At 60.0% G+C, this 11,456-nt stretch carries 2 protein-coding genes and 4 pseudogenes; 3 read left to right on the forward strand and 3 right to left on the reverse strand.

Features of this window, described 5'->3' with window-relative positions:
* Positions 1–14 precede the first annotated feature (14 nt).
* Positions 15–4,691 carry a Calx-beta domain-containing protein gene (locus OF380_RS14565; protein WP_264045162.1) on the reverse strand — a complete coding sequence of 1,559 codons (4,677 nt, stop codon included), beginning with the start codon at positions 4,689–4,691 and terminating at the stop codon, positions 15–17.
* A gap of 492 nt (positions 4,692–5,183) precedes the next feature.
* On the opposite strand from OF380_RS14565, the pseudogene OF380_RS14570 reads away from it, so the two are divergent.
* Positions 5,184–5,333: pseudogene (locus OF380_RS14570) on the forward strand (transposase); the annotation flags it as partial.
* A 249-nt stretch (positions 5,334–5,582) separates the two neighbouring features.
* On the opposite strand, the pseudogene OF380_RS14575 reads toward OF380_RS14570, so the two are convergent.
* Positions 5,583–6,591, reverse strand: a pseudogene (locus OF380_RS14575) (IS110 family transposase); the annotation flags it as partial.
* A 101-nt stretch (positions 6,592–6,692) separates the two neighbouring features.
* Between OF380_RS14575 and OF380_RS14580 the strand changes: the two are divergent.
* Both OF380_RS14580 and OF380_RS14585 read left to right on the forward strand, forming a co-directional pair.
* Positions 6,693–7,855, forward strand: a pseudogene (locus OF380_RS14580) (IS3 family transposase); the annotation flags it as partial.
* Between the two features lie 25 nt (positions 7,856–7,880).
* Positions 7,881–9,116: pseudogene (locus OF380_RS14585) on the forward strand (IS256 family transposase).
* A gap of 454 nt (positions 9,117–9,570) precedes the next feature.
* Here OF380_RS14585 and OF380_RS14590 read toward each other — a convergent pair.
* Positions 9,571–11,064 (reverse strand): lipopolysaccharide biosynthesis protein, encoded by a 1,494-nt coding sequence (locus OF380_RS14590; protein ID WP_264045164.1) that lies wholly within the window; start codon positions 11,062–11,064, stop codon positions 9,571–9,573.
* Positions 11,065–11,456 lie beyond the last annotated feature (392 nt).

The following is an 11,456-nucleotide window of genomic DNA, read 5'->3' on the forward strand; positions in this document are numbered from 1 at the left end:
CCTGAGGTCCGTATCTAGAGCATGAAGTCGCCGGCGTGGAAGTCAGCCACCTTGTGGTTGAGGAAAGTGACGCTGCTGTCGTCGGAGAGCTTGAGCAGTGTGTCCGCGCCCACCTGGATCAGCCCCGCTCGCACCTGGGCGAAAGAGGCGAAGTCGAAGCCCACGAGCTTGACCAAATCCTGCCCGGCGCCCGTGGTGACAAAGTCGGTGATCACATCGTGGCCCGTGGCGCGCTCGAACACGAAGGTGTCGGTGCCCGTGCCGCCCGTGAGCCAATCGTTGCCAGCTTTGCCATTGAGCGTGTCATTGCCCCTGCCGCCTTCGATGCGATTGGCTAGCTCGTTCCCCGTGCCGGTCAGGTTTAGGCCCAGGAGCTTCAGGTTCTCGACATTGGCTGAAAGCGTGTAGTGGCCCCAGCTCTCGACCGTGTCGATGCCCTCATTCGCCAGCTCGATGACCTTGTCGTTCATGCTCTCGACGTTGTAGGTGTCGTCACCTTTGCCGCCCTTCGCCGTGTCCTGACCAGCCTCGCCGATCAGGTAGTTATTGAACTTGTCGCCGTTCAGGGTGTCGTTGCCGGAGGTGCCGTAGATCCAGCTGGCAGCCTTGCCCGACTCCGACGGAGGCGTGGGCCGCGGATCGAGGATGCTGCCGGTAGCCGTGCTCTCCGCACCGAGCGTCCCGGTTCCGGTGACGCCGCTTAGAGTCACCATCACGCTCTCGCTGCCCTCGACCAGGTCATCGACCTTTGTGGCCAGGGCGAGTTGCTTGGTTAGTTCGCCAGCCGCGAACGTCACCGCGCCGCTCGGAGCCGCGTAGTCGAGACCCGAAGTCGCAGTGCCGCTTAGCTTATAGTTCAGCGTCTTCACTCCATCATCACTGTTGCGGCTGAGCGTGAATACCAGGTTGCCACCCTCCTCCGCAGAGGGCGAGCCTGTGATTGTGTAGATTGGACTTGGCACAGCAATTACCGCGATAGGTTTTGCGGCCATACTCGAAGAGTCGGTGATGCCGGGACCGACGGCCTCGATCATCCCGAAATGTGTGGCCGTGAAGTCGCTGACTTTGTGGTTGAGGAAGGTGACGCTGCCTTCGTCGGAAAGCTTGAGCACCGTGTCCGCGCCCACCTGAGTCAGCGCCGCTTGAACCTGGGCGAAGGAGGCGAAGTCGTAGCCCGAGAGCTTGACCACGTCCTGCTGCGTGCCGCTGGTGGTGAAGTCAGTGACGACATCGTGGCCGCTGCCGATCTCGAACACGAAGGTGTCGGCGCCTGCCCCGCCGGTGAGCCAGTCGTTGCCGCCCTTGCCGTTGAGGATGTCGGCGCCCTTGCTGCCGATAATCAGGTTGGCGAGATCGTTGCCGATGCCGGTCTGACCTGTGCCGAGCAGCTTCAGGTTCTCGACATGGGCCGAGAGCGTGTAGGTCGGCGCCCAGCTCTCAACCGTGTCGATGCCCTCGTTGGCGTACTCGACGACAACGTCGTTGGCCTGATCGACCACGTAGGTGTCGTCGCCCACGCCACCCTTCATCGTATCCTGACCGGCAGCGCCGTTGAGCGAGTTGTTGCGGGCATCCCCCACCAGCGTGTCGCTGCCGTTCGTGCCCACCACCCAGTTTACTGGCGAGGCCGACTCTCGCGGCTGCGGCATCGCCGTTGTGGTCGCATCGACAAGGGTTCCCGTAGCGCTTGCCGTGCTGATTGTGCCGGCTCCAGTGACGCCACTGAGCGTGACCACCACGCTCTCGTTGCCCTCGAGCAGGGCATCGGCCTTGGTGGTCACGACGATCTGCTTGGTCAGCTCGCCGGGCGCGAAGGTCACGCTGCCACTCGGGGCGTCGTAGTCGAGGCCCGAGGTCGCCGTGCCGCCCAGGCGATAGCTCAAGGTCTGAGCCCCGTTGTCGTCGCTGCGGCTGACGGTGAAGACCAGATCGGCACCCTCCGCCACCTTGGGCTGGCCCGTGATCGTGTAGGTCGGGTTTGGCAGCTTGAAGTGGCTTGCCGCGAAGTCGCTGACCTTGTGGTTGAGGAAGGTGACGCTGCTGTCGTCCGAGAGCTTGAGCAGCGTGTCCGCGCCCACCTGGGTCAGCGCCGCCCGGATCTGGGCGAAGGAAGCGAAGTCGTAGCCTGAGAGCTTGACCACGTCCTGCTGCGTGCCGCTGGTGGCAAAATCTCGAACCACATCGTGGCCAGAACCGATCTCGAACACGAAGGTGTCAGCGCCTGCCCCGCCGGTGAGCCAGTCGTTGCCGCCCTTGCCGTTGAGGATGTCGTTGCCCGCCCCGCCGGTGATCCCGTTGGCGAGCTCGTTGCCGATGCCGGTCTGACCTGTGCCGAGCAGCTTCAGGTTCTCGACATGAGCCGAGAGCGTGTAGGTCGGCGCCCAGCTCTCAACCGTGTCGATGCCCTCGTTGGCGTACTCGACGACAACGTCGTTGGCCTGATCGACCACGTAGGTGTCGTCGCCCACGCCACCCTTCATCGTATCCTGACCGGCAGCGCCGTTGAGCGAGTTGTTGCGGGCATCCCCCACCAGCGTGTCGCTGCCGTTCGTGCCCACCACCCAGTTTACTGGCGAGGCCGACTCTCGCGGCTGCGGCATCGCCGTTGTGGTCGCATCGACAAGGGTTCCCGTAGCGCTTGCCGTGCTGATTGTGCCGGCTCCAGTGACGCCACTGAGCGTGACCACCACGCTCTCGTTGCCCTCGAGCAGGGCATCGGCCTTGGTGGTCACGACGATCTGCTTGGTCAGCTCGCCGGGCGCGAAGGTCACGCTGCCACTCGGGGCGTCGTAGTCGAGGCCCGAGGTCGCCGTGCCGCCCAGGCGATAGCTCAAGGTCTGAGCCCCGTTGTCGTCGCTGCGGCTGACGGTGAAGACCAGATCGGCACCCTCCGCCACCTTGGGCTGGCCCGTGATCGTGTAGGTCGGGTTTGGCAGCTTGAAGTGGCTTGCCGCGAAGTCGCTGACCTTGTGGTTGAGGAAGGTGACGCTGCTGTCGTCCGAGAGCTTGAGCAGCGTGTCCGCGCCCACCTGGGTCAGCGCCGCCCGGATCTGGGCGAAGGAAGCGAAGTCGTAGCCTGAGAGCTTGACCACGTCCTGCTGCGTGCCGCTGGTGGCAAAATCTCGAACCACATCGTGGCCAGAACCGATCTCGAACACGAAGGTGTCAGCGCCTGCCCCGCCGGTGAGCCAGTCGTTGCCGCCCTTGCCGTTGAGGATGTCGTTGCCCGCCCCGCCGGTGATCCCGTTGGCGAGCTCGTTGCCGATGCCGGTCTGACCTGTGCCGAGCAGCTTCAGGTTCTCGACATGAGCCGAGAGCGTGTAGGTCGGCGCCCAGCTCTCAACCGTGTCGATGCCCTCGTTGGCGTACTCGACGACAACGTCGTTGGCCTGATCGACCACGTAGGTGTCGTCGCCCACGCCACCCTTCATCGTATCCTGACCGGCAGCGCCGTTGAGCGAGTTGTTGCGGGCATCCCCCACCAGCGTGTCGCTGCCGTTCGTGCCCACGATCCAGTTCACAGGCGCAGCCGAGGCCGGCGCATCGTGGCTCTCGGTGACCGTCAGCGACACCTTGGTCAGATTGCCGGCGCTCGACGGATCTCGGGGCGCGTAGGTGAAGCTGTCGGCGCCACTATAGTTTAAGTCCGGCACGTAGGTGAACGAGCCGTCGGCATTGAGCGTGAGTTTGCCATGCGCAGGTCCGTCCACCAGCATGGCCAGCAGGGCGTCGCTGTTGGCGTCGGTGTCGTTACCGATTACGCCGGCCTCTGCGGAGACCCGCAAAATACCGTTCTCGTCAAGCGTGTAGGCGTCGGCATGCCCGACCGGTGCGACGTTGTTGGAGTTCGGCGCTGTCCCGAACGCGGCCTTGTAGGCAGCGGCTTCGGCGGCATTCTGGGGATTGGAGCCGTCGCTGATCTTGCTCGGCATCTCGTTGTTGTCGTCCCAGTAGCTCTGGTAGAGCACGTTGTGGCTCTGGAACCACTCGGCGGCCTTGGTGATGTAGGGGGCGGCATTGTCGGCCTTGATGCCCCATTCGGCGTAGGCCGTAGGCTTGCCGTGCTGAGCCGCAAAGCTCTCCAGCCACTGCAGCCCGTAGTCCCGCTTGACCATGTAGTCCCAGGCCGCGAGCGGGTCCTTCGGGTCCCAGGCTGTGTTGAGGTAGAAGTCCATGCCGATGACGTCGACATAGGCGTCACCAGGGTAGGCCTTGGCCGGGTCCATGCCCTGGTGGCCGACATTCACGTTCCACTCGAAGACGAACTTGTCCGAGACGGAGCGGAAGGCATCGACCATGTTGCGGTAGGTCTGGATGAAGTCGCCTTCCTTGCCCTTGGCAGCCCAGGGCATCCAGCCGCCGTTGAACTCCTCGCCGAAGCGAACAAAGATCTTTTCGTCGACGCTGCGGGTCTTCAGGATGCTCTGGGCGGCCTTAACGTAGTGGTCGTCATAGGCGCCGCTTGCAGCTTCGGCGAGGTTGCCGCCGAAGGCGAACATCGGAATGGTCCAGTTGATGGGCTTGTTCAGGGCCTGTAGCTGAGAGCCGACCCAGCCGATGCTCGAGTCATAGTCCCACCAGCTGCCGCGTCCGGTGTGCGCACGAACAAAGTCAACCGGCCGATCAAGCCAGCTCTCAAACTTCAAAACGTCCTTGGCGGAATTGCCGACGTAGGCTCCCAGCAGCGTCATCACACATGCCCCAAACAGATGGCGATGTTTCGCCAGTGCGTGGATCGTAGGCTGAGCAGTTCTAAACCCGATTTTATAAAATCGGTAAAATGCACCGATAGTATGTACGTGAATATCAAGAATGACTAAATAACAAGTAACACACTAAATAGTTTTTACTGATACATTTATTGTAACTGCAATAAACATTATCTTAATGGCATCTCTAATGTAATATGAAAAAAATTCCATAGGACTGAGTCTGTATCCCACTCTATGCAGTAGTGTAAGTGTATTTACGCTCTAAGATCTCGTTTTATAATGCTTGGGTTCTTCTATCTGGTAAACATCATGGCTCTAGCGAGAACCAAGAAGGCGGATCCAGAAGACAGGCGGCCTCGTGGTCATGCGTGATCCAGCCGAAGATCTGATCGATGACCCAACCCGGGCTGTACCGCGGAGCCGTTCTGGCTCTTCCTGGGTTCGACGAACTTGACGGTGATGGTAGTGGCTGTTGAGGAGACCCTGATCCCGACCTTGAAGCAGGGTGACATGGTCGTGCTGGACAAGCTGCCGGCCCACAAAGTCAGCGGCATCCGAGAGCGCATCGAGGCAGCCGAAGCCCGGCTGCTCTACCTGCCCGCCTACTCACCCGACTTCAACCTCTGTATGGATGGCTCCTGCGGGTCAAGGATGTCGGATCGGTATGGGTGAACTGGCCGGTTGCGGCCATGTATACGGCGTCTCATTTGCAGCGGGATCGCTGCGTTCCCTGATGAAGTCCACTTGGGGAATAAATCTCACTCAATCGAGCGCGCTCGAAGCGCTTCGGATTGATCGGGGCGTCCTGGTTCTTCCTCTCCGTTTGTTCGCCATCACCTCACGTCGCCCTGACCGTTCGTCTAGCCCTTCAGCGGTGGTCGCCTGCGGCTGGTAGCGTGATCCGTCCTCGAGGACAGCAAAGATCGTTCTTGCCATGCGATGTGCCAACGCGATGGCGGCAACTTTTGTCTTCTTTCGGGTCAGCATGTCGGACAGCCAGTCCTGTCTCAGGCCGCACCTGGCTCTCACCATGATCTGCGACATGGCGCCCAGATAGCGCAGCCGCCGAATATACCGGCTGCCCATCTTCGAGATTCGCCCGGCTTTCTGTTTGCCGCCCGTGGAATGGGGTTTGGGAGTCAGGCCGAGCCAGGCAGCGTAGTCTCTCGCGCACTCGAAGTTGCCGACGTCCGGCGTCGTCGCTGCGAAGGTCGTCGCCGAGAGCTTGCCGACGCCCGGGATCGTCACCAGACGCTGGCTCGTCTCACTTTGAGCGTGAGTCGCTTCGATCTTACGCGTCAACTGCTCGATCCGCGTGTCGGTGTCGGCCAACTGCTCGAAGAGGAGGCTGACAGGCAATCGAGCCGCTTCCGGCAACTGATGCATTTGCGTTCGCAGCCGGTCGACGTACTGCGCCCGTCGCTGCGATGACGCCGAACTCCGTCATGTGGGCGCGGATCGCGTTGCAGAGCTGCGTGCGCTGGCGGACCAGAAGATCCCGCGTGCGGTGGAGAACCAAGACCGAAGAGCAAGCTTCGCTCGTCACGGCAACGAACCGCATGGAGGGACGCGTGACCGCTTCACAGATGGCGGCCGCGTTGGCTGCGTCCGTCTTCCCGCGCTTCACATAGGGTTTCACGTAAGACGGCGGCATCAGCCGGACTGGGATTGCCCCATACCCTGAAGTCTGCGCCCCCAGTCATGAGCGCCTCCACAAGCCTCCATGCCGATTAGACAGCGCGGCTGCTTCCCGAAAAACGCGAGCAGCTGGCTTCGACGGAGTTGGCGACGAACGAGAACCCGACCGCTTACATCGACACTGTGCATTTAAAAAAACGCTCTTCGCGAGGTCGATACCGACCGTAACAAGCTCGGACATGGGTGTCTCCTCTGCTTGAGGCGACAACATCTCAACTATGCCCCTGGGATTGCCCCGGTTTGGTGGACACCGAGAACGCTTTCGAGTGAGGTGTTTGTCCGATGCCCAAGACCCGTCCGGCATACCCCGCCGAGTTCCGCCGGCAGATGGTCGATCTGGTCCGCGCCGGCCGTGATCCCACCGATCTGGCTCGCGAGTTCGAACCCTCGGGCCAGACTATTCGGAACTGGGTCGCCGAGGTCGACCGTAGCGAGGAACGCCGGGAGGAGAAGCTCCCAGGTGCCGATCCCGGCCTGACGACGGCCGAGCGCGACGAACTCATCCGGCTACGGCGTGAGAATCGTCAGTTGAAGCTGGAGCGCGATATCCTCTCTCCCGCGACAGCCTGGTTTGCGCGGGAGACCGGAGTTCTGCCGTCGGGGTCTTCCGGTTCATGAGCGCCAACCAGGCCGACTTCCCGATCACGGTGATGGCGCGCACCCTCGGCGTGTCGAAGGCCGGGTACTATGCCTGGGCCGGCCGGCAGCCCTCGGCGCGACGCGTGGCGGACGCTGCCCTGCTGAAGCGGATCCGCACCGTCCATCTCGGCTCGCGCGAGACCTATGGCGCGCCGCGCGTCCACGCCGACCTGCGCGAGCAGGGCGAGCGGCATTCCCGCAAACGCATTGCCCGGCTGATGCGCGAGGCCGGCCTCGTCGGGGCCAGCCATCGGCGCGGTGGCCCTGTTACGACGCGGCGGGACCGGGAGGCGCGTCCGGCTCCCGACCTCGTCGACCGTAACTTCGCCGCCGCCGCCCCGAACCAGCTCTGGGTGGCGGATATCACCTACGTGCCGACTGCTGCCGGCTTCCTCTACCTCGCCGTCGTGCTCGACGCCTTCAGCCGCCGGATCGTCGGTTGGGCGATGGCCAACCACCTCCGGTCGGAGCTCGTCTTGGACGCCCTGGAGATGGCCGTCACCCAGCGCAGGCCCCGCAACGTGATCCATCATTTGGACCAGGGGTCACAATACACGTCGCTAGCCTTCTGCAGCCGCTGTCAGGAGGCGGGCGTGCGACCCTCAATGGGCTCGGTCGGCGATGCCTACGACAACGCCATGGATGAAAGCTTCTTCTCGACCCTAGAATGCGAACTGCTCGCCCGCCGTCGCTTCCGCTCACAGGCCGAGGCACGGATGGCCTGATTCAGCTACATCGAGGGCTTCTACAATCCGCTGCGCCGGCACTCGGCGCTCGGATACCGCTCGCCCGTCGTCTACGAGCAGGAAACCCAGCCGGACCCGTTACCCAATGACCGACGAGATGATGACCCTGCGCGGCCTCATGGAGAAGAGCGCCGATGCGGATTTGCTGCGCGAGATGATCGGCTTTGCGGCCGAGCGCCTGATGGAGCTGGAGGTGGGCGGCCTGACCGGGGCGGCCCAGGGCGAGAAGAGCGCCGAACGTCTGGTCCAGCGCAACGGCTATCGCGACCGGACTGGCAGACGCGCGCCGGCACGGTCGAGTTGCGCATCCCGAAGCTCAGGAAGGGCTCGTACTTCCCCGGCTTCCTGGAGCCACGACGCATGGCCGAGAAGGCGCTCACGGCGGTGATCCAGGAAGCCTACATCCAGGGCATCTCGACCCGCTCGGTGGATGATCTGGTCCAGACAGGGCACCCATCGCGGCAAACCGCGATAGGGACCCTCCATGGGCGGCACGGGCGTGTCGAAGAGCCAGGTCTCGCGCCTGTGCCAGGAGATCGACGAACGGGTTGGCGCATTCCTCGACCGCCCCATCGAGGGCGAGTGGCCGTATCTCTGGATCGACGCCACCTACGTGAAGGTTCGCCAGGACGGGCGCATCGTCTCGGTCGCCGTCATCGTGGCGGTCGGCGTGAACACCGACGGCCGCCGCGAAGTCCTCGGCATGGACGTCGGCCCATCGGAAGCCGAGACGTTCTGGACGGACTTCCTGCGCAAGCTCGCCCGGCGCGGCCTGCGCGGCGTCAAGCTCGTCATCTCAGACGCGCACGAGGGCATCAAGGCCTCGGTGGCCAAGGTGATGAACGCCACCTGGCAACGCTGCCGCGTCCACTTCATGAGGAACGTGCTCGCCCATGCCGGCCGCAGCGGGCGGCGCGTCGTCTCCGCCTTCATCGCCACCGCCTTCGCCCAGGACGATGCGGAGGCAGCCTGCCTGCAGTGGCGCAAGATCGCCGATCAGCTCCGGCCCAAGGTGCCCAAGCTCGCGACCCTGATGGACACGGCCGAGCCTGACGTGCTGGCCTACATGGGCTTCCCGGCCGCCCATCGGGTCAAGCTCCACTCCACGAACCCTCTCGAACGCCTGAACGGCGAGATCAAACGCCGGACCGAGGTCGTGGGCATCTTCCCCAACGAGGCTGCCATCACACGTCTCGTCGGCGCGATCCTGCTCGAACAAAACGACGAATGGGCCGTGCAGCGGTCCCGTTACATGACGCTGGAAAGCATCGCCCTGATCGGCGATGATCCTCTCGTCAGCCTGCCGACCCTGGAAGCCTGATCCCCCCGGCCCAAGCCGGTGATCGTGGTGGCACTCACCGAGCTACACCACGCCCAGGGACACGACCTGTGATCGGAGCTCGACGGGGTTTGCTGCCGTTGCCAAAGATGGGCCCCACCGCCCAGAGCCGGTTCGCCTCACATGAGGTATCTTGGTGAGGAACACCTTGTTCCGCCGGATACGAGTGGATCAGTTAGCCCAGAGCTCGCGCGACAAACCCGGCCCCCCGCTCGTTCGAAACAGCGATTGCCGCCCATCTTGCGGAAGCGCCCCATACGAGTCGAGCTCAGGCTACTCACACGTTCGCAGTCCCCTGCGAAACGCTCAAGCAAGCCTTCGAGCGCTTCACACCAAATGAGTGCCGCAACTACCTTGTGGCCGCAGGCTACGATACTTTCGACCCACCCTGATCGGATGCGGCTCTAGCATTGTGTCAAGCCTATAAGCCTCGGAACTACTGACTCTTATTCGTAAATACTCGAAGCATCAAGCTTGAGACAACGTTTATAATTTGTTGTTCAGGACCCTCCCGCTTGCCCATTGCAAGCCATAACAAAGATGTTATTGCGCAGTAAGCAGCAGAACCGCAAGCAACCTGAATAAAGATTTTAACAAATAGCTCTAGGGTCCCACTACAATTCGACAGATATTTACCAGTTATACTCACAATAAAAGCCATGATCAAAGCACTAGCTAAAGGCCGAAAGTTGGATTTCAGTTGGTCAAAAATTGACAAATCTATAATCCTACGAACAATAAGCATATTCAATAAAATTGACGCGGTGCCAAAAAGAGCGCGGGCATAGACGACTCCCGGTAGCCCCCCAAGATACATCCCGATTACAATAGTTGGTATTCTGCCGATAAATGATTGCAGATCACGTACGAACAGGAGCCTTGTTTGACCAGAAGCCATAGCAAGTGGCTGAGCTAAACTCCCCATAGTCTGTATGGCAAAAACGGATGAGAGCACTTGAATCAGCAACACTGACGGCAACCACTTTTCACCCATAGTCAGGATGACTAAAGGCTCAGCTATCAGTGCCACGCCGACACCAACAGGAAGAGCAACTGCCATTACCATACCTTGGGCTTTTTGGTAGGCAATAGCTAGGCGCTTAGGTTCATCAATGAGGTTCGAAAAGGCCGGATATAGCGTAGACGTAAGCGGCGCTACTGCCTCACGTGACGGAATAATAGCTAAATTGTTGCCCACTGTGTAATAACCAAGCGCCCCTTTACCAAGGAAGGTTCCAACAAGAAGATTGTCAAAATTCCAATTTAGGACATTAATTGCTTGGCTAAGATTTAGCCAACCTGCGAACATGAGTACTTCGGCAAAATGTTTTAAACTTAATTTTGGAATATAGGGTGCTATAATGTACGAAACGAATATTCCACAAATCTGACCCGAAATCGTTCCTATGATAAGGGCCCAATAGCTTTCATAATAATATGCAATCGAAGCCGACAACAGGAAAGAGACGATGCGCTGCGATATCTGAATCGCAACCTGCTGCCAGAAGACGAGCTCTTTGGTCATTCTCACAACTTTGGGATTTTCCAAGCCCATTATGATTGTGCCGATACTCAAAGCTGCTATTGTGTACATCAGCCGAATGTCTTGATAGTAGCGCGCTAAGGGCCAAGATATAGCAATAGAAACAAACGCAACGAATAATGCTTTTAGTGCATTTAATGTCCAAATGGTGTGATAGTGTTCGTTATCAGGCGCCTTATAATAAACAATGGCATCTGAAAAACTTCCGCCAGACAACGCAGTTATGATTGCAAGCATCGTACCTGCGAGTGCCACAAGCCCAAAATCCGCTGGCAACAGGAGACGCGCTAAGATTAGAGTGCTGATAAGAGACACAATATTACTGAATATACGAGCTCCAGATAACAGGATGGTGCCTAAAAAGATTCGCTTCTGTATCGTACTCATCTGTTATCCTGATGTAATATTGCTAGAAGATCGAGTGTTTATCAAAAGGCTAAGCGTTCCAAATACACTGTTTCTGACAGGAATAGGTTCAATTTGACCCATAGTCGTGAGGATTAGACGAGCGTTTAGGGTCAATCTCGCATTGTCCGATCTCGCTGGTCCGATGATGCTCTAAATTAAAATATCGTACTCCTCTCGTCTTCTCAGCCTGGTCCCAAGGCCGCCCTGCCTCCCAAAACTCCGATGCACCTATCGGAATTATGTTCGTGTTGCACTCTGGACTTTCTTGGAAAATGAGGCGCCAACCGGGCATGTTTTGAGGGCGGTGGATGAGTGATCGGGAAAAGGTTGGCATCCGGTCTTACCTGTTTCAGGTGCTGCTGAGGAGGCTT

It is taken from the genome of Methylobacterium sp. FF17, assembly GCF_025813715.1.
In the GTDB taxonomy this organism is placed as follows: Bacteria; Pseudomonadota; Alphaproteobacteria; order Rhizobiales; family Beijerinckiaceae; genus Methylobacterium; species Methylobacterium flocculans.

Bases quoted from the DNA above. Each gene is read 5' to 3' on its own strand.
- OF380_RS14565 (WP_264045162.1), bottom strand. From the start codon at position 4,691: ATGACGCTGCTGGGAGCCTACGTCGGCAATTCCGCCAAGGACGTTTTG.
- OF380_RS14590 (WP_264045164.1), bottom strand. From the start codon at position 11,064: ATGAGTACGATACAGAAGCGAATCTTTTTAGGCACCATCCTGTTATCT.